We start from the raw sequence: 19,103 nt of genomic DNA, 5'->3' as shown, positions 1-19,103 counted from the left end.
AAAAATATGGCATTGCAAAGGTCTATGATTCCATAGATGAAGTTTTTGTGGATGATGAAGTGGATATTATTTATATTACAACACCTCATAATACCCATTATGAATTTATGAAAGCCGGAAGAGGTTGTGAGCCAGAGAAAGGTATCACCAACTGGTTCAGACGAGCAGGCAACCATCTTATTAAAAAAATGATTCAGACCAGATGGCAACAGTTGCGCTTTCCATGCATTCCAAGCAGCCAAAGCGGGCAATGATAAGCTGTGAAAAGGTGTTTTTATAGCTTTCAGGTATTTATAGAAAACACTCATGGTTACAGGTTAAGGAAATCGTAAGAATTCGGACATTGACGTAATACATGATATTAATTAAGATGGAATAAGATGAGAAGTAAGGAAGTTAAAGAAAATGGAAGCTTATAGTAAAGATACCTATTTCATGAATATATTAAAACAGGTTGAGGCAGAAACCAGAATTTTGCAGTCCAAGGAGCATATCCAGCATGGAACCACCACGGTATATGAGCATTGTGTTCAGGTGGCATATGAAAGTTACCTTTTTGCAAAAGAACATCAGCTTCAGGTAGAAATGGAGCAGCTGATCCGGGGTGCATTGCTTCACGATTATTTCTTATATGACTGGCATAACCAGCTGACGCCGCATCATCTGCATGGATTTTTCCATCCGGGTATAGCATTGCGGAATGCCAGCATGGATGTGGAATTAACTCCGATAGAGCATGACATTATCAAGAAGCATATGTTTCCGCTGACACTGGTGCCGCCGAAATACTTGGAAAGCTGGATTGTCTGCTGGATTGATAAGAAATGTTCTACCAGAGAGACCTTACAGCGCAGATGCAGGGAGGAAGTATGTTAGTACAGGTAAGAGAATTTATGGGCACATGCGGAAATGTGTTCCTGCATTTTTTGGTAGCCGGCAGAATTTATTTCCTTTGGTTTGTGATTTACAGTGCAGCAGGATGGCTTTATGAAGCTACCATTTGCTCCCAGATAAAATATCATAAATTTATCAACCGTGGCTACTTAAGAGGTCCGTGGATTCCGATTTATGGAGCGGGAGCAGTGCTTAATTACTGGCTCATCGGCTGGATTGGAAATGTGCCGGCAATCTTTGTGGCAGCCATGTTTACCTCCGGCGTAGTAGAGTATATTACTTCTTATGCGATGGAGCGTATGTTCCACAAACGCTGGTGGGATTATACCAGATACAGATATAATCTGAACGGAAGAATCTGTCTTTATGGCTGCATCATATTTGGAATCGGAAACGTGATACTGCTCCGCTTCGTTCATCCGGTAATCATGCAGCTTACCGCAGCAATTCCGGAGCTGGTGCTCACCAGAGTGGTACTTTTCCTATATATTCTCTTTGTAGTTGATGTGGTTTATACGACCGTACATATGGAAACCGTCCGTGCAAGAATGGAAAAGCTGGCACGGCAGATGCGGGACCGGAAAGAATGTTACCTTTATATGGCAGGGGAGCAGAAGGAGTACTGTAAAATTTACTTCGAAGAGAAGAAGGAGCGTTGCAGCAGCTTTGTGGAAGAGAAAAAAGAACGTTGTAGCAGTTTTGTGGAAGAACGGAAAGAACTGTGTGTTCAATATGTGGAGAAAGTGAAAGACCGGTTCCGGGGGTAGAAGCCTTCGGTACCGGTTTTATAAATATTTTACTTGTTTTCTTCAAGGGCATTTGTTACAATCAACACAAAGCATATATTCTGATTTTCGAGTGGCGGAAGCCAATCTAAATTTCTGGTATCAATTCAATGAATTCTATGCTTTTAAATTCTAATTACAATTTACGAACGCATAGTGCATTGGATAGGTGGAATTTCAGAATCGGAAATGAGATATGCAATCCTGCTTTTCCTTGCACTATGGGAAAAGGAGGAAACATGAAAACTTTAGAAGAACTGAATCTGGTGGATGACTTTCTGGTAAACAGCCTGACCAGCCACAAAATTTATGGGGAACAGTCGGCGAGATACATTTTGGAATGTATTCTGCATCGGCAGATAGGAAAGCTTACGGTAGTGCCACAACGTTTCTTCTGCGGAGAGAATACAGAGACTCACGGCATTCGGCTGGATGTATATCTGGATGAAGAGAACGGAGAAATCTTTGATATAGAACCAGACCAGAATGATGGAAAAGAAGAAATCGTATCACTGCCCCGAAGAGTCCGGTTTTACCATGCGAAGATTGACGCAGGAAATCTGACAGCAGGGGATACCTATGGGAGTCTTCGGAATGTCATCGTAATCTTTATTACAACTTATGATCCCTTTGGACTGAATCGTATGGTGTATACAATCAAAAATGGATGTATCGAAGTACCGGAATTAGAATATGAGGATGGCGCACAGACGATATTCTTGTATACAAGGGGAAGGGAAGGAAACCCGCCGGAGGAATTAAAACAGCTACTGCATTACATGGAGCATTCATCCATAGAGAATGCTCCATCTGAAAACTTGAAAAAGTTACATCGGATGGTAACGGCAGTTAAGCGGGATGGAGAGGTAGGTCTTGCATATATGAAGAGTTTTGAGAGAGAAGAGCGGATTCGAAAACAAGGCGAAGCAGAAGGAAGAAAAGCCGGACTGGAAGAAGGTAAGAAAGCTGGGTTGGAAGAAGGTAAGAAAGCTGGTTTAGAAGAAGGCTTGCAGGAGGGAAAAGAAGTAGAAATCATAAAGCTCGGTCGTAAATTTGGAAAATCAGATGCCGAAATCCTGGCATTGCTGCAGGAAGAATTACAGATAACGGAAGAGCAGGCAAAACAGGTATTAGAAAAGTATGGAAAGACTTTGGATTTATAAAGCGATAAGATTCAGAAAGAAATAGCGAGTTATAGGACAAAAAAGAGTTGTATCGGAACGTCCATCAGGATAAATCGGTACAACTCTTTTGGTTTTTTTATAGATTATTTCATTACAATTTTACAGAATTTCTTCTTTCCACGTTTCAGAACAAATTCTTCTGCATTTTTGATATCATCCGGAGTATATGTGGTCTTGATGTCGGTTACTTTTTCGCCGTTGACGGTAACACCACCCTGCTCTACGGCACGACGTGCCTCGGAACGGGAAGCACAAAGTCCGGCAGAAACAAGAAGTCCCATGATATCGATAACGCCATCGCGAAGGTCTGCCTCTGCAATTTCAGCAGCAGGCATATCTGCATGATTGCCGCCGGAGAATAATGCTCTTGCACTCTCCTGTGCTTTTTTGGCTTCCTCTTCGCCGTGAACCAGATTGGTCAGTTCGTAAGCTAAGATTTCTTTTGCCTGGTTCAACTGGCTGCCTTCCCATTTATCCATTTCGTCAATCTGCTCTAATGGCAGGAAGGTTAACATACGCAGACATTTTAATACATCTGCATCGGAAACATTTCTCCAGTACTGATAGAAGTCAAATGGAGAAGTCTTATTCGGGTCAAGCCATACGGCACCGGACTGTGTTTTGCCCATTTTCTTACCTTCGGAATTCAGAAGAAGGTTGATAGTCATCGCGTAAGCATCTTTTCCAAGTTTACGACGAATCAGCTCGGTTCCGCCTAACATGTTGCTCCACTGGTCATCGCCACCAAACTGCATATTACAGCCATATTTCTGGTATAAGGTATAGAAGTCGTAGCTCTGCATAATCATGTAGTTAAACTCTAAGAAGCTTAAGCCCTTTTCCATACGCTGTTTGTAGCATTCTGCGGTCAGCATACGGTTTACAGAAAAATGAGCACCAACTTCACGCAATACTTCAATGTAATTTAAGTCCATGAGCCAGTCAGAGTTATTTACCATAAGAGCTTTGTTATCGGAGAAATCAATAAAGCGGCTCATCTGTTTCTTAAAGCAGTCACAGTTGTGCTGAATGGTTTCCGGTGTCATCATCTGACGCATGTCAGTACGTCCGGATGGGTCTCCGACCATGGCGGTTCCGCCACCAATCAGGGCGATTGGCTTGTTGCCAGCCATCTGGAGACGTTTCATTAAGCAAAGTGCCATGAAATGTCCAACATGAAGGCTGTCTGCGGTTGGGTCAAATCCAATATAAAAAGTAGCTTTTCCATTGTTGATGAGCTCTCTAATCTCGGCTTCATCAGTTACCTGGGCAATCAGGCCACGGGCAACTAATTCATCATATAATGTCATAATAAAAATCCTTTCTGAAAATATATTTTTTAAAATTTTGGGAAATGTTTTTATCCTGTTTCCCGCATAAAAAAGCCCCCGTCCTATGAAAGGACGAGGGCGAAGTCTCGTGTTACCACCTTTTTTCACAGATTATTCGCATAACCTGCCTCAGTAAGTGTCCGTCACCGACAGGACTGCCATCTGCAGTGCCTTAAGGATATCTGGCAACTTACGCATCGATAACGTGTGCTAATCCGTCGCAGCCTACTCATTCCAATTTGCACAAACCATTCATTTGTAAAGTTTAATTTTGATTTGACAAATATTGAATATTTGGTGCGAAGCTCCGGGATGTATTCATAACAAGCTGCCCCTGTACCTCTCAGCAACCGGTGACTCTCTGTAGGTTTCCTTTGCTATTACTCGTTCCCATCAAAGCCTGTAACTGCCTTAATTATCCCCATTATAGGGGGTAACTTAAAATTTGTCAAACATAAGATTTTAAAAGCCGGATTTAAAAATTTGTTATTTATTGTTTAACAAATCTTAAGGAAATGTAAATTGACAAATTGCTTTAATTGTGTAATTGTATTAATGAAGTAATACACAAAAAGAAAATTGAAGATAAAAGGAAAGTTCATTCGTTTTAGTAAACAGAGATACAGGAGGTTAGGAAAATGAAGAAAATCACATTTACAGTACCTTGTTATAATTCACAGGATTATATGAAACGTTGCATAGATTCTCTTCTGGTATGCAAGGAGGAAGGGGAAATTATCATTGTAGATGACGGCTCTACCGACAGAACCGGAGAGATTGCCGACGAGTATGCAAAGGAATATCCGGATATTGTGAAAGTCATACATAAAGAAAACGGTGGACATGGTTCCGGCGTAAATGCAGGACTTGAGGCAGCCACAGGAACTTATTTTAAAGTGGTGGATTCCGATGACTGGCTGGATGAGGAAAGCTTAAAGGAGCTTCTTTCAGAACTTCGGGAATGGGAGTGGCAGGAAAAAGAAGTGGATCTGGTAGTCTGCAATTATGTCTATGACCACTTTTATGAAAATAAGACAAAGCCAATGCGCTATACCAATGTATTTCCGGAGAAGAAGATTTGTACATGGAATGACATGGGTAATTTCAAGCCGTCCCAGTACCTTGTGATGCATGCGTTGCTTTACCGCACCCAGATATTGCGGGATTGCAGGCTGCAATTGCCGAAGCACACCTTTTATGTGGACAACATATTTGCATATAAACCATTGCCTTATGTGAAAAATATCTGTTATCTGAATCTGGATTTGTATCATTATTTTCTGGGAAGAGATGACCAGTCCGTGAATGAAAAGGTCTTAATGAAGCGGATTGACCAGCAGATTAAGGTGACCAAACTGGTGTCAGACTGCGTGAACCTTGGTGAGGTATCGAAAACTTATCCGAAGCTGGCAGCCTATATGACAAGAAATATCTCTATCATGATGGCAATTTCTTCCATCCATCTGCTGCTGATTGGAGATAAGGAAGCTTATGCGAAACGGGAGAATCTCTGGGAGCATATAAAGGCGTTGAATCCAAAGCTTTATAGCATTCTAAAATACCGGAGATTAAGCGGATTTACTTATCTGCCGGGGGGTACGGCAGGCGGTTTTGTAACCCTGACCGGTTATCGTCTGGCACGGAAGATGTACCAGTTCCAGTAAGAAACAGGACAGAGACAATGAGAAATTGCAACGTAAGGCAGCATGAAAGCAATATAAGAAACAGCAGGAATCGCACAAGAGGATAAGAAAATGGAAAAATTATACATCGGATTAGTAGATACACCGGGGCTGTTTGCGTGGATGATCCGCAAAGCCATCCAGCAGGATTATATACATGTGGTGCTTGGCATGGACGAAATGCTGGATGAGTGCTACAGCGTGGGAAGAAGATTTCCTTCGATACCGCTTCTGGCGGGTTTCGAGCGGGAAGAAAAGGAGAAAATCATACGGGCATTTCCAACGGCGCGTTACATGATATTTGCCATAGACTGCACAAAAGAGCAGAAGGAAAATATCAGAAAGCAGTTGAAAAAATGCTATGAAAACCGTTACAAATACCATTACTGCATCGCGGGGCTGCCTTTTATTTTATTGCAGAAGGAATTCTTCCGGGAGAAACGCTATACCTGTTCTTCATTTATTGCCCGGGTGCTTGAGGAGAATGGATTAAAGCTTTTTTTGAAGCATTTTTCACTGGTAACGCCGAAAGATTTTTATGAATTAGAGCAGAAAGAGGTCATCTATGAAGGAGAACTTAAGCAGCTCATCCGTATGGAGCAGTATCGGACAGAAATTGCATAAGAATAAAAAGAATCTCATCAGTGTCCTGCTGTTTCTCTTACTGGCGGCACTGACCTTCTCTGCTATCTGTAAGGGAAATGATATGACAGAGGTGGCAAAGGCAGTAAGAAAAATGGATGCGTGGTATCTCTTTGGGGCCATGGGTCTGGGGATTTTCTTCGTATCGGCAGAAGGGCTGATGATCTGCTATCTTCTGCGGGCACTGGGAAATCCCATTGCAGCAGGCAGGTGCATCAAATATTCCTTTATCGGATTTTTCTATTCGGGAATCACACCGTCCGCCACAGGCGGACAGCCGATGCAGCTCTATCATATGAAAAAGGATGGGTTAAAGATATCGGAAAGTACTGTGGTCTTAATGACGGTAGCAGTGCTTTACAAATTTGTGCTGGTGGTGATTGGAATTTTCATGCTGCTGTTTGGCTATCATCCGCTAAAGAATTATCTGGGAAGCTATATGTGGCTTTTTTATCTGGGACTACTGTTAAATACAGTGCTGGTGATTTTTCTTTTAATCGTGATGTTCGGGCCAAAGCTGTTTCACAATATTGTGACAGGAGTAGAGCGGTTCTGCGTACGGTTTCACCTGCTGAAACACTCAGAGGAACGAATTGAAAAACTCTCCGGCTTTGCGGAAAAATACCGGGAGACGGTGCAGTTTTTTGCCGGACATAAGGGAAAAATCGTGGCGGTCACATTATTTACGGTGCTGCAAAGATGCAGTGTATTTTTCCTGACTTATCTTGTATATCTTGGCTTTCATTTAAAGGGCACAGATGCGCTTACGGTCATGATGCTCCAGGCATCCGTCTATATCGCCGTGGATATGCTGCCATTGCCGGGGGCACAGGGAATTACGGAGCTGATGTATAAGAGCATTTTCGCCGGGGTATTTCCGGGAACTTTTCTTACGGCATCCATGTGTGTGTCCCGTGGAATAAATTTCTACTTTTTGTTGATAACTTCCGCAATTCTTACGGTGATTGTATATATCCTGGAATGGAAGTGCAGCAGAAAGAAACCCGCAGAAACAGCCGAATACAATTGACTTTGAGAAAATTCCCTCATATAATAAAAGTATCAGTTTTATAAGGAGGATATAAATATGGCATGTTTTTTAGTTCCGGCAACGGAAGCTGCAGTTACCACAATTGCAGAGCATGTGGTAAAGGGGAAAGAGGAACGCGCAAATAAAGAGGAACTTACCTTAAGTGAGAACAGCAAGACACCATTTTCTCATAAATTAAAATGGTTAAATCATATGCTTTGGGGCGGTTCTGCACTGCTGGCATTTGAGCATATCTGGCATGGCGAAGTGACACCGTGGTTCCCATTTTTAACAGCAGCAGGAAATCCGGAGGATGCGATGGCAATGCTCCATGAGATGGCAACAACCGGTGTTGCCATGGCAGTACTTGTTACGGCAGTGTGGGCTGGTATGGTAGCAGTATCCAATGTAATCGAGAAACGTCCGCTTATCGGAACAGGTAAGGAGATACAGTAATGACTTTACTTACAGCAGCCATTGCGGCAGTGATTGTAACTTTGGTATGGTATTTTAAGGACGGCACCAACGAGATGCGAATAGGAACCTTAAGTCTTATGTACTGGGGCGCCACACTGATGTGGCTGGTAGATGCGGTAGTTGAGTACATAGAATTAAAGGCAGCGTATTTTACACCGGAACCGGTGGACATGCTGAATGATTTTTTCCTGGGGATATCCGTAGTGGTTTTAGGATTAATCATCTGGCTGGTAATGTTTTTAATCAAAGATCCAAAGGGCGTGCTGCAGAAACGGTTACAGAGAAAATAGAAATATTAATAGTCCCTTTTTTAAAGGTATATTCAAACAGCAAGAGTTTGCAATAGCTGACTCTTGCTGTTTTACTGTGCAGTGCAATTCTTGCACTTGAACTTATCTTCAGGTCAAGTGTTTTAAATTCCCTGTTTTAAAAAAATCCCGGGTAAATGAAAAACCTACACTTTCGGGTAGTTTACAGGCAGGTTATTCGTAATTATTATAAAAACAGATAAAAAGTGTCGAATTGTGTCGGAGGGGAATGTATGAAAAACCGGGATAATGAATTTTTCAGAGAAGAAGAACTGGATGAACTGGTAGAAAAGAGAGACTATGAAACTCTTCGGGATAAGATGAGCAGGATTTTTGCCTGTCCGTGCTGTCTGAATGGATTTAAGCATTGTAGAAAATATCTCGAAGTTTTTTCAAAAGAGGAAATCAGGAAAACACCAACACTTGCGGCAGCAGAAGCTGTTATTCAGGCTATTTACGGGAATCTGGAAAAGGCGGAGAAATATGCTTCATATGTAGGGGATGAACGTCTGATGAAGCTGCATCTTGATGTAATTATTCCGGGAACTGACCGGGAGAGGGCAAGAGCTGCATTGCTTAAGCTGGCTGAAATATATAATAATTATGGCATTTTGCCGAATCTTCCTCTGGCAGCAGGCAGAATTACCATGATAAACGGATTCCGGGATATGACCATGTATGGAAATTATGTGCATGACCGGAAGGAGCAGTTAAAGGGCTGGGTAAAAAGCTTCTATGGAGACAGTTTCCTTGGAATTGCAGAAATAACTTATGCAGAAGTATGCTATCAGAGAGATGAATGTTTTGAAGCAATTACTACATTAGTTGGAATTATTCCATTTATAGAAAAAGAAGGCGAAATTGCTGTTTTGTTTATTGCTTTGAGCCTTCAGATGCGGATTATGATAGCAACCGGACAGATAGCGGTGGTATATCCGATTCTGGAAGAGATATATCAGAGGCTTCATAAGGAACAGAGCAGATGGCTTTTAGAGAATTTCGGAGCAATGAAAGCCTGGGGACTGATGTATGATGGTGATGTGGATACAGTAACGGAATGGATGGAAAATGAGGCGTCCAGCGAATTTGGAGAACTGAACATGCTGGATACCTATAAATATATGATAAAGATGCGGGCATATATTCTGGAAGAAAAATATCTGGCAATGCTTTCGCTGGCAGAGTATTTGAGGGAGCCGCTGCAAAAAGGTGACCGTGTCATGGATTTATGTGAAATGAATCTTTTATGCGCAGTCAGCTATTTCTTATGTGACCGGAAAGAGGAAGCATTTCAGCTTTTGGATGAGCTGCTTCCGATTGTAAAAGAAAGACGATTTGACCGGCTGATAGCAGATGAGCGTTCTAATCAGGAAATTGCAGATTTCATGGGAATCAGCATCAATACCGTAAAGTTTCACGGAAAAAATATATTTGCGAAGCTCCGGGTCAGGACGAGAAGACAGGCAGTACGGGTAGCAAAAGAGAACCGCCTGGTCTCGTTGAGATAAATAGTCATATTGGGGGAAGTACGCTTAGCTGGCTTCCCGTTTTTTTCGCAGTTCGTTATGCAGGTTTTGCAGGCTGCCAGACATCTTAACTGCCACTGCCAGATTCTGCAGGCGGCTTCATTTCAAAGAAACATTTCAATTCTTATTTGCGCAAGTTTTATATCCCATAAATTTACATTTTTTTTACAGAAGTTACTCCAAAATATGATAGAAAGCTTTTTTCACACATACTATGCTGAAAAACAGAAGAAAGCAGAAAAATACTGCATACATAGCAGGGAGGAAGTACAGTGCCATCAACTTATGCACATTATTGTTTTGGAAAAGCGGTATATAGACGGTTACCACAGGAAATACAGGAGGAGATAAAAGCATATAGCCCGCTCTATATGACTGGATTACACGGACCGGATATTCTCTTTTATTATAAGCCTTTAAAGTCAAATGCCATCAACCGGATAGGTTATGGAATGCATGGCAGACCGGCAGATGAATTTTTTAAAAAAGCCTGGATGCGGGCAAGGGAGCTGCCGGAAGGAAGAGGTGGATTTGCATATCTCTATGGATTTATCTGCCATTTTGCACTGGACCATAGCTGTCATCCATATATTGAAAAGAAGATAAAGGAAAGTGGTGTAACCCATGCAGAAATCGAGGTGGAATTTGACCGGATGCTTTTAGCAAAGCGGGGACACAATCCGCTTACCCACAGGCTTGCAGGCCATATCCCAACAGATATGACCAGTGCGGGAACAATTGCGGAATTTTTCCCAGAGGTTACAGCAGAGGAAGTGCAGCAGGCACTCAAGAGCATGAAGCATTATAACAATCTTCTGGTTGCACCGGGGCACCTAAAACGCGGGTTCATTTATGCATTGCTGGCAATGACCGGAAACTATAAGGAAATGCATGGACTAATTGTCAATTACAAGCCGAACCCGAAATGTGCAGACAGTAATATCCGGCTGAGCCAGTTATATCATGATGCCATTTCACTGGCGGTGCGACTCATCTGTGAATACCGGGAAAACGGCGCGGCGGACAGCGAATATCAGCATACCTTTGGAGTGGAATAGGAGTAGGAAAATGGGAAAAGAAAAGATGACAAAATTAGAAAAACAATGGGTACTTTATGATGTGGGAAATTCAGCATTTGTCATGCTGGTGTCCACCATTATTCCGATTTATTTTAAAAATATGGCAACCGCAAGTGGTATTTCCGCCGCAAATTCAACGGCATATTTAAGCTATGCCATTTCAATTTCCACGATTCTGGTGGCACTGTTAGGACCAGTCTGTGGAGCGGCAGCGGACAATAAAGGCTTTAAAAAGCCGTTGTTTACCGCATTTATGATGATTGGCGTAATCGCCTGTGCAGCCATGGGAATTCCGAAAACCTGGCTGGCATTTCTGGTGGTATTTGTCATTGCAAAAGTGGGATTTTCCGGCAGCCTGATTTTCTATGATTCCATGCTGGTAGATGTGACCACAGACGAGCGGATGGATGAAGTTTCTTCCCATGGATATGCCTGGGGCTATATCGGAAGCTGTATTCCGTTTGTAGGAAGCCTGATTCTGGTGCTGATGTCAGACAGAATCGGAATTTCTGCTGCCATGGCAATGATGCTGGCATTTGGCATTACCGCCATCTGGTGGGTGGCAGTGACCATTCCGTTGTTGTTAAATTATAAACAGAATTATTATGCAGAGACAAAAGTGTCCGTAAAAGAAACTGTTGTCCGTCTGGGAAATATTTTTTCCGAGTTAAAAGCTAATAAGAAGGTTCTCCTGTTCCTCATCTCGTTCTTTTTCTACATAGACGGTGTGTATACCATTATCGAAATGTCCACCGCATATGGCAAAGATGTGGGAATCGGTGACAGCAGCATGCTCTTGGCACTGCTTTTAACACAGGTGGTAGCATTCCCTTGCTCCATTCTTTTTGGAAAGCTTGCCCGCAGATTTGAATCTGAGAAATTGATTTTAGTCTGCATCGGAGCGTATTTTCTCATCGCACTGTTTGCACTGCAGCTTGATACCGCATGGAAATTCTGGTTCTTAGCGACCTGCGTCGGTGTCTTCCAGGGTGCCATCCAGGCACTCTCCCGGTCTTATTATGCGAAGATTATTCCAAAAGAAAAAGCAAGCGAATACTTCGGCGTGTTTGACATCTTTGGAAAAGGAGCTTCCTTCCTTGGCACAATGCTGATGGGAATTTCCACCCAGCTGTTTCACACCTCCAAAGCAGGCGTGGTTATGATAGCAGCGTTGTTTGTACTGGGCTTTGTGACCTTTTGCTTGCAGGGGCGGCAGGCACAGAAGGGAGCACAGACACAGTCGGTAAATCCGGCACAGCAGAAATTGCAGACGCAGAATCTATAAAGAAATGTTGGTAATGGAAGACAGGTGGAGGCGTTCGTATCCCCATCCGGCGACCCCCGGTCTTTTTATAGCAAAGCATTGGAATTGTTACTTCAATAGAAGGAAAAACTAACATTCAGTTGAATTTATATAAAATCTGTGATACGTTTACTGAAGAGGTGTTAAACAAAGGTAATTATTTACTTTGGGAGCAGAAAATAAAGTGAGGAAGCGTATGACAGTAAAAGAAATTGCAAAGCTGGCGAATGTATCACCGGCAACCGTATCCAATGTACTGAATCACCGGAATAATGTGGGAAAAGAGACAAGACAGCGGATCTTAGAGATTTGCAAGGAAAATGGCTATGATATTAACAAGGGGAAAAATAAGAAGCCGGCAGAAGATACCAATACCATTCTTTTTAATTTCAGTGATTATGAGCGTAACTTTTATCTGAAAATCATTCATGGAATCAGCGATTATGTGTATTCCAGAGGATATGATTTAATGATATGTACCAATAAATCCTGTGAAAAATTTATGGACCCGGCATTGACTTGCGGAACCATCATGCTGGATATGAAATGTAAGAATTCCACTTTAATCCAGAAGGCAAATGAAGGTTATCCCATTGTGGCACTGGACCGGATTATGGATGTGCCGAATATCAAGAGTGTGGTAGTCAATAACTATGCGCCAATGGCAGAGCTGGTGCAGGGGCTGGTGGATAAAGGCTATCGCCGCTTTGGATATATTGCAGGAATAGATACGCTGGATAACCAGGAACGTTACCGGGCATTAAAAGATGTATTGCAGAAAAATGGAATTACATTCAGCCGGGAAAATTATTTCTTGGGAGATTATTATGAAAAGAGCGGTTATCAGTCAGCAAGACTGATGCTTTTATCAGATAATATTCCGGAAGTGTTAGTCTGTGCGAACGACAATATGGCAATTGGAGCAATGAAGGCACTGCGGCAGGAAGGCCTTAAGATTCCGGATGATATAGCAGTAACCGGATTCGATGGAACCGAGATGTCAGAACTGATGGGACTTACCACGGTAGATATCCCGGATTATGAGAGAGGCTATCTGGCGGCCCAGTTTCTGCTTCAGAATATTGCGGGAAGCTGCAGCTTTGACACCTTTAAGATTGCCGCAAAGGTTCACTGGAGAAAGACCACACGATAGAAAATAAGATAAAAAATAGGACATGGAAGAATCTTCTGGTACAGAGGGTTCTTCTTTTTTTCGCGAGTAGCGAGAAATTCGCAAAGCGTGTTTCGTGTAGTTTGTGAGAGTAGCGAAAATTTACTATAATAATATTACTTGTTTTACTAAAGAAAAGGTAAATATTTACTAAATTTACTAAAAATAAGTCTTGAAACGGTTGTTTTGCACAATAAAACCATGTAAAAACAGTGAAAAAGGTAGAAAGATAACGAAGAGGATTGACGAATTAGTAAAATTTATGTAAAGTATAGTTATCAAAACAAAGCAACACAAGGAGGGTGCAAAATGAAGAAGAGAAAAATCGTATCATTAGTATTGGCAACAGTTTTAGGTGCTTCCATGGTATTAGGAGGATGCGGTTCTAAGGGAGGATCTGATGCTTCCAATACAGAGGGCGCAAGCGGAGAGAGTAAAGGAAAGATTACCATCTTCCAGCAGAAAACAGAGATTTATGATCAGTTGAAAGAACTTGCTAAAGACTATGAAAAAGAGACCGGTGTAGAAGTAGAAGTCTGGCAGATTTCCGGAGATGATTATTACCAGAACTTAAAGACTTATATGTCAAGTGAATCCGGTCCTACCGTATTTTCACTTTCTTCCAGCACAGAGATTGCGGAGATGTCCGCTTACTTAGAGGATTTAAGTGATTTGAGTTTCTTAGACAAGATTAATGATGACCTTATTGCAAAGAGCGATGATAAGACAGTCGGTGTTCCGATGACAGCAGAAGGCTTCGGACTGGTTTATAACAAAAACTTAATCAGTGAAGACCAGATTAATACAACCGATGCATTGGTTCAGACTATCAAAGATGCAACAGCCGATGGGGAGACAGGACTTGGACTTTCACAGGAAGCGTACTTCTTAATCGGACAGATTTTAAATACTCCATTCGCATTACAGGATGATCCAGCACAGTTCTGTCAGGATGTATACGATGGAAAGGTAAACATCGCTGACGTAAAAGAGTTCCAGGAACTTGGACAGATTTTCGAAGCAATCAAAGAGAACCAGAAGAATCCACTGGAAGTATCTTATGATGACAACTGTGGTGACTTTGCAACCGGTAAAACAGAAATGATTCATCAGGGTAACTGGTGCTACTCCCTGTTTTCATCCTATGATGTAGACTTTGATATGGGAATTGCTCCATTACCAATCGCAGGCAACAAATCCATCGCAGTCGGTGTTCCATCTGTATGGTGTGTAAATACAGACGCAAGTGACAGTGACAAACAGTTAGCAAAAGATTTCTTAAACTGGTTATATACAAGTGAAACAGGAGCTGATTACCTTACCAACAAATTTGGATTCATTCCGGTAGTAGACGGTATGGAAGCTGATAACTTAGACCCATTATCACAGGCAGTATCTGATGCAATCGCAGAAGGCAACATCATTCCTTGGACATTCAATGAGGAGTGGCCTGCAGGTATCATCACAACTTACCTGGTACAGAACGCAGAGGAATACTTCTCCTCGGATATGACAACCGATGAATTCTTAAGAGCATTAAATGATTCATTCGTAACAGCAGCAAATGAGTAAACATTAATTGCAGGTGTTGCCTTTGGCAGCACCTGTTCACTTTAGAAAAGGAATGAGGGATAAAGATGAAGATAAAAAAAGGCTGGTATGCATTATTTACCGCTCCATTGATGATTATGTTTTGCATTATAGTAATCATTCCGTTTTTCACGGGAATGGGTTATTCCCTTGTATCCTGGGATGGACTGGCAAAAAGTGAAAAGGTATTTGTAGGATTGTCCAACTATGCAAAGATTTTTTCGGATAAACAATTTCTGACATCATTAGTAAGAACAACATTATTTACATTAATTACCGTAGTAATTGTCAATGTACTGGCACTGGCATTTGCAGTATTGGTAACAACCAAACTGAAGGTGCGTAATGTGGCAAGAACCATGTTATTCTTACCATACCTGATTGGTGGATTGATTTTAGGTTATATCTGGCAGTACGTTCTTGGAGACGCAATGAGTACAATCGGAGATATGACCGGATTAACAAACATATTTTTTAACTGGCTTGTAAATAAGAAAATGGCTTTCTGTGCCATGATTGTAGTATCTACATGGCAGATGGCAGGATATATGATGATTGTATATATCGCAGGATTAGAAGCAATTTCCGATGATGTAATCGAAGCTGCAGAGGTTGACGGGGCAGGCTTCTGGAGAACTTTAATCAACATTAAGCTTCCGCTGATTATGTCATCCATTACAATATGTCTGTTCTTAACATTATCCAACTGTTTCAAGATTTATGATGTAAACGTTTCACTGACAGGCGGTGGACCAAACAACTCAACAGAAATGGTGTCCATGAATATTTTTAATGAAATCTTTACCAAGAGCCATTTCGGATATGGACAGGCAAAAGCAATCGTATTCTTTGTCATCATTGCATTGATTACATTAATTCAGGTTAAGATTACTGGCGATAAGGAGGTGTCAGCATAATGAAGAGAAAACCAGTTGGAAAAATAATCGTAAATATTCTGGTAATATTGTTGTGCTGCGTATGGTTGGTTCCGGTATATATGGTAATCGTAAATGCCTTCAAGAGCCGTGCAGAATTATATGAAAATATCTTCGCCTTTCCAAAACATTTTACACTGGAATATTTCCAGGGCGCTTTAAAGAAAATGGATTTTTTAATGGCATTTAAGAATTCCATCATCGTAACAGTAATTGCAGTAGGAATTATCGTATTACTGAGTGCTATGACAGCGTGGATGTTTGTCCGCTCTAATAATAAATTAAGTAAATTCTTATACGGACTTCTGATTCTTACCATGCTGATTCCGTTCCAGACCATTATGATGCCATTGATGCAGGAAATGAATCAGTTTGGGAAATTCTTCGGTATTCCGTTTAAAGATTCCTTAGGTGGATTAATCTTTATGTATGTAGGCTTTGGCGCCGGCATGGGTGTGTTCTTATTCCATGGATTTATCAAATCCTCCGTTCCGGTATCCTTAGAGGAAGCCGCAATTATTGATGGATGTAATACCTGGCAGCTATTCTGGAGAATTGTATTCCCAATTTTAAAATCCATTACCGTAACTGTAATTATTCTGGATGTTATCTGGATCTGGAACGACTACTTATTACCATCACTGACACTGACCAGTATCAAAAATAAGACCATTCCGCTGGCAATGTCACTGTTCTTTGGACAGTATACCATCGAGTGGAATATGGCAATGGCGGCACTGACATTTACCATTATTCCGGTTATCATTTTCTATCTGCTTTGCCAGAAACATATTATCAAAGGTGTAGCAGCCGGTGCAGTAAAGGGTTAAAGAGAGGGAGCGTATATGAGTAAAATTTATCAGGTAACAGGAATTGGATTAAATGAGAAGAACCTGCAGCTGCAGGAAACCATTTTTCATAATGCCAATGGCTATATCGGAGTACGCGGCACCCTGGAAGAAGGCGTTCCGGCAGATTTCGACACCATGCGGGGAATGTATATTAACGGCTTTTATGATATTGCACCTATGAAGCAGGCAGAAAAACTTTGTAATCTCGTGGAAGACAAAGAGAGTATGTTAAATGTGGCAGATACCCAGACCATAGAGGTGTCCTTTGACGGGCAGAAATTTTCCATGGCGGATGATGCAGACTGCCGTTATGTAAGAACGCTGGATATGGAAAAAGGAATTACCAGACGTGAAGTAGACTGGAGCAACAAGGAAGGAAAGCAGCTTCATTTTAATATTACAAGAATGGCTTCCTTTGAAGAACGTTCCCTTTTTACCATTGATTACTGCTTCCAGTCCATTGATTTTTCCGGAACAGTAGAAATACATTCCAGACATTTAGGACTGGTCAGAAATTATTTTAATCCAAAGGACCCAAGACTGGCAGGGGAAAGCCACAATCATTTGAAAAAAGAAGATGTTCACATATGTGAATCCGGTGCATGCCTCGTAAGTTCTACCGTAGAGAGCCATCTTAAGGTGGCAAGTGCAGTGGCAAACATAGTCACTGTTAACCAGAAGCGCCAGCCATCAGAAGTAGTAACCTATGATGAGACCGCACATGCAATGGACGTAAGCTACCGCTTTGATATACGGCCGGGAGATGAAGTAAGAATCATAAAATACAGCATTTTTACAGATTCTATCCGGGAAGAGGATTGCAGAAATGTCGCAGACGAGAAGCTTTCCAAAGTAGTGGAGCAGGGAATTGCTTCTTATTATAAAAAACAGCAGGAATATTTAAAAGAGTTCTGGAACAACTCTTCCATGGAAATCGTGGGAGACAGAGATTTAAATGAATCTCTCTGTTTTAATATGTATCAGCTTCTGCAGTCAGCCGGTTACGACGGATATTCCAGCATTGCAGCGAAAGGCTTAAGTGGTGAAGGCTATGAAGGACATTATTTCTGGGATACGGAAATGTTTATGGTACCGTATTTTGCCATGACCAATCCGACAATCGCAAGAAAGCTCTTGGAATACCGCTATAAGACATTAGGAAAAGCCAAAGAAAATGCGGCTCTGTTAGGACATAAAAAGGGTGCGCTGTATCCGTGGCGTACCATTACCGGAAGAGAATGCTCCGGCTATTATCCATCCGGAACGGCACAGTATCATATCGATGGAGATATTGCATATGCCGTAATTCTCTATTACAAAACCAGCGGAGACTGGGAATTTATCAAGGAAATGGGTTTAAAGATTCTCTTAGAGACCAACCGTCTGTGGCTGGATGTGGGAAATTATTATAAAGACCGTTTTGTCATTAACTGTGTGACCGGACCGGATGAGTATACCTGCATTGTAAATAACAATTACTATACCAATGCCAGTGCAAAATACAGCATGCAGTGGTGTCTGAAATTTATCCAACGCCTGGCAGAGGAAAAGGATGCTTACCAGCAGTTTGTAAAAGAAAATGACCTGACAGAGGAAGAAATTCAGGCAATGAAGGAAGCGGAAGAAAAGATGTATCTTCCATATGATGAAACCCTTGGCATCAATCCGCAGGATGACTCCTTCTTGCAGAAACCAATCTGGGATTTAGAGCACACACCACAGGAAGAATTCCCTCTGTTACTGCATTATCATCCGTTACATTTATACCGTTATCAGGTATGTAAACAGGCAGATACAGTGTTAGCACATTATCTTTTTCCGGATTATCAGGACAAAGAAACAGAAGAGAACTCTTTCCGCTATTATGAGAAAATTACAACCCATGATTCATCCCTTTCCACCTGTGTATTCAGTATCATGGCATCCCGACTGGGCTTAAAGGATAAGGCATACTATTACTTTGGCGACTCTGCCAAGATGGACCTTTTGAATACCCACAAGAACAGCAAGGATGGAATACATGCAGCAAATATGGGTGGAAGCTATATGGCAATTGTCAATGGATTTGCCAGAGTGCAGGCAGAAGAGGACAAGCTTTTCTTAGCACCGGCTTTGCCGGAAAACTGGCAGGGTTATCATTTCCGTATCCGTTATCACGGAAGCCTCTTAGAGGTCAGCGTAAATAAAGAGACCTGCAGTATTGAACAGTTAGAAGGCACAGCCATTACCGTGGAATTATATGGAAAAGAGTATGTGTTAGAAGCAGCTAATCAGAAAGTGGAAGTACCATATCAGGAAAATTAAGAGAAAAATAA

Annotated in this window: 18 protein-coding genes; 17 read left to right on the top strand and 1 reads right to left on the bottom strand. The window is 41.7% G+C overall.

Translation table 11 applies throughout. The features are described 5' to 3' along the window. Window positions 1-11: 11 nt before the first annotated feature. The 4 genes from LKD41_RS12540 (at window position 12) to LKD41_RS12525 (ending at window position 2,842) form a co-directional block, all read left to right on the top strand. Entirely contained in the window at window positions 12-254 is a 243-nt protein-coding gene (locus LKD41_RS12540) for a hypothetical protein (protein ID WP_334302636.1), read from the top strand. A gap of 151 nt (window positions 255-405) precedes the next feature. Then, window positions 406-876: a phosphohydrolase gene (locus tag LKD41_RS12535; protein ID WP_227701380.1), complete on the top strand. Its 471-nt coding sequence runs from the start codon at window positions 406-408 to the stop codon at window positions 874-876. After that, window positions 870-1,661: a putative ABC transporter permease gene (locus tag LKD41_RS12530; protein ID WP_227701379.1), complete on the top strand. Its 792-nt coding sequence runs from the start codon at window positions 870-872 to the stop codon at window positions 1,659-1,661. Before LKD41_RS12535 ends, LKD41_RS12530 begins: the two co-directional genes overlap by 7 nt. A gap of 257 nt (window positions 1,662-1,918) precedes the next feature. Next, the gene (locus tag LKD41_RS12525; RefSeq protein WP_227701378.1) at window positions 1,919-2,842 is read left to right on the top strand and encodes an Rpn family recombination-promoting nuclease/putative transposase; all 924 of its coding nucleotides are present in this window, start codon (window positions 1,919-1,921) and stop codon (window positions 2,840-2,842) included. Between the two features lie 104 nt (window positions 2,843-2,946). Here LKD41_RS12525 and tyrS read toward each other — a convergent pair whose 3' ends face one another. After that, a complete protein-coding gene (gene tyrS / locus LKD41_RS12520; RefSeq protein ID WP_227701377.1) occupies window positions 2,947-4,173 on the bottom strand; it encodes a tyrosine--tRNA ligase in 1,227 nt (408 codons plus the stop codon). A gap of 659 nt (window positions 4,174-4,832) precedes the next feature. On the opposite strand from tyrS, the gene LKD41_RS12515 reads away from it, so the two are divergent. The 13 genes from LKD41_RS12515 (at window position 4,833) to LKD41_RS12455 (ending at window position 19,092) form a co-directional block, all read left to right on the top strand. Beyond that, complete coding sequence (locus LKD41_RS12515) at window positions 4,833-5,858, top strand: glycosyltransferase family 2 protein (protein WP_227701376.1); 1,026 nt, start codon at window positions 4,833-4,835, stop codon at window positions 5,856-5,858. Window positions 5,859-5,948: 90 nt separating this feature from the next. Continuing rightward, entirely contained in the window at window positions 5,949-6,500 is a 552-nt protein-coding gene (locus tag LKD41_RS12510) for a hypothetical protein (RefSeq protein ID WP_227701375.1), read from the top strand. Continuing rightward, window positions 6,442-7,548: a lysylphosphatidylglycerol synthase transmembrane domain-containing protein gene (locus LKD41_RS12505; RefSeq protein WP_227701374.1), complete on the top strand. Its 1,107-nt coding sequence runs from the start codon at window positions 6,442-6,444 to the stop codon at window positions 7,546-7,548. The genes LKD41_RS12510 and LKD41_RS12505 overlap by 59 nt, the downstream gene beginning before the upstream one ends. Window positions 7,549-7,605: 57 nt before the next feature. Further along, window positions 7,606-8,004, top strand: coding sequence for a hypothetical protein (locus LKD41_RS12500; RefSeq protein ID WP_227701373.1), 399 nt, complete (start codon window positions 7,606-7,608; stop codon window positions 8,002-8,004). Beyond that, complete coding sequence (locus LKD41_RS12495) at window positions 8,004-8,315, top strand: hypothetical protein (RefSeq protein WP_022242543.1); 312 nt, start codon at window positions 8,004-8,006, stop codon at window positions 8,313-8,315. The genes LKD41_RS12500 and LKD41_RS12495 overlap by 1 nt, the downstream gene beginning before the upstream one ends. A 251-nt stretch (window positions 8,316-8,566) precedes the next feature. Further along, complete coding sequence (locus tag LKD41_RS12490; protein ID WP_227701372.1) at window positions 8,567-9,841, top strand: LuxR C-terminal-related transcriptional regulator; 1,275 nt, start codon at window positions 8,567-8,569, stop codon at window positions 9,839-9,841. Window positions 9,842-10,131: 290 nt separating this feature from the next. After that, the gene (locus tag LKD41_RS12485; RefSeq protein ID WP_022242545.1) at window positions 10,132-10,917 is read left to right on the top strand and encodes a zinc dependent phospholipase C family protein; all 786 of its coding nucleotides are present in this window, start codon (window positions 10,132-10,134) and stop codon (window positions 10,915-10,917) included. Window positions 10,918-10,927: 10 nt separating this feature from the next. After that, window positions 10,928-12,223, top strand: a complete 1,296-nt coding sequence (locus tag LKD41_RS12480) for an MFS transporter (protein WP_227701371.1) — start codon at window positions 10,928-10,930, stop codon at window positions 12,221-12,223. Window positions 12,224-12,437: 214 nt separating this feature from the next. Beyond that, window positions 12,438-13,394 (top strand): LacI family DNA-binding transcriptional regulator, encoded by a 957-nt coding sequence (locus LKD41_RS12475; protein ID WP_022242547.1) that lies wholly within the window; start codon window positions 12,438-12,440, stop codon window positions 13,392-13,394. A gap of 327 nt (window positions 13,395-13,721) precedes the next feature. After that, complete coding sequence (locus LKD41_RS12470; RefSeq protein ID WP_022242548.1) at window positions 13,722-14,984, top strand: ABC transporter substrate-binding protein; 1,263 nt, start codon at window positions 13,722-13,724, stop codon at window positions 14,982-14,984. Between the two features lie 65 nt (window positions 14,985-15,049). Then, on the top strand, window positions 15,050-15,919 hold the full coding sequence (locus tag LKD41_RS12465) for a carbohydrate ABC transporter permease (protein WP_022242549.1): 870 nt from the start codon (window positions 15,050-15,052) through the stop codon (window positions 15,917-15,919). Beyond that, window positions 15,919-16,767: a carbohydrate ABC transporter permease gene (locus LKD41_RS12460; RefSeq protein WP_022242550.1), complete on the top strand. Its 849-nt coding sequence runs from the start codon at window positions 15,919-15,921 to the stop codon at window positions 16,765-16,767. The genes LKD41_RS12465 and LKD41_RS12460 overlap by 1 nt, the downstream gene beginning before the upstream one ends. Window positions 16,768-16,782: 15 nt before the next feature. Next, window positions 16,783-19,092, top strand: a complete 2,310-nt coding sequence (locus LKD41_RS12455; protein ID WP_227701370.1) for a glycoside hydrolase family 65 protein — start codon at window positions 16,783-16,785, stop codon at window positions 19,090-19,092. Window positions 19,093-19,103: the final 11 nt, after the last annotated feature.

Origin of the sequence: Roseburia sp. CLA-AA-H209, from assembly GCF_020687575.1 — a bacterium.
Taxonomy (GTDB): domain Bacteria; phylum Bacillota; class Clostridia; order Lachnospirales; family Lachnospiraceae; genus Roseburia_C; species Roseburia_C amylophila.
This window is presented reverse-complemented; position numbering and strand designations above follow the sequence as displayed.

Coding starts and splice junctions, on each gene's coding strand:
- LKD41_RS12535 (WP_227701380.1), top strand. CDS start 406: ATGGAAGCTTATAGTAAAGATACCTATTTCATGAATATATTAAAACAG.
- LKD41_RS12530 (WP_227701379.1), top strand. CDS start 870: ATGTTAGTACAGGTAAGAGAATTTATGGGCACATGCGGAAATGTGTTC.
- LKD41_RS12525 (WP_227701378.1), top strand. CDS start 1,919: ATGAAAACTTTAGAAGAACTGAATCTGGTGGATGACTTTCTGGTAAAC.
- tyrS (WP_227701377.1), bottom strand. CDS start 4,173: ATGACATTATATGATGAATTAGTTGCCCGTGGCCTGATTGCCCAGGTA.
- LKD41_RS12515 (WP_227701376.1), top strand. CDS start 4,833: ATGAAGAAAATCACATTTACAGTACCTTGTTATAATTCACAGGATTAT.
- LKD41_RS12510 (WP_227701375.1), top strand. CDS start 5,949: ATGGAAAAATTATACATCGGATTAGTAGATACACCGGGGCTGTTTGCG.
- LKD41_RS12505 (WP_227701374.1), top strand. CDS start 6,442: ATGAAGGAGAACTTAAGCAGCTCATCCGTATGGAGCAGTATCGGACAG.
- LKD41_RS12500 (WP_227701373.1), top strand. CDS start 7,606: ATGGCATGTTTTTTAGTTCCGGCAACGGAAGCTGCAGTTACCACAATT.
- LKD41_RS12495 (WP_022242543.1), top strand. CDS start 8,004: ATGACTTTACTTACAGCAGCCATTGCGGCAGTGATTGTAACTTTGGTA.
- LKD41_RS12490 (WP_227701372.1), top strand. CDS start 8,567: ATGAAAAACCGGGATAATGAATTTTTCAGAGAAGAAGAACTGGATGAA.
- LKD41_RS12480 (WP_227701371.1), top strand. CDS start 10,928: ATGGGAAAAGAAAAGATGACAAAATTAGAAAAACAATGGGTACTTTAT.
- LKD41_RS12475 (WP_022242547.1), top strand. CDS start 12,438: ATGACAGTAAAAGAAATTGCAAAGCTGGCGAATGTATCACCGGCAACC.
- LKD41_RS12470 (WP_022242548.1), top strand. CDS start 13,722: ATGAAGAAGAGAAAAATCGTATCATTAGTATTGGCAACAGTTTTAGGT.
- LKD41_RS12465 (WP_022242549.1), top strand. CDS start 15,050: ATGAAGATAAAAAAAGGCTGGTATGCATTATTTACCGCTCCATTGATG.
- LKD41_RS12460 (WP_022242550.1), top strand. CDS start 15,919: ATGAAGAGAAAACCAGTTGGAAAAATAATCGTAAATATTCTGGTAATA.
- LKD41_RS12455 (WP_227701370.1), top strand. CDS start 16,783: ATGAGTAAAATTTATCAGGTAACAGGAATTGGATTAAATGAGAAGAAC.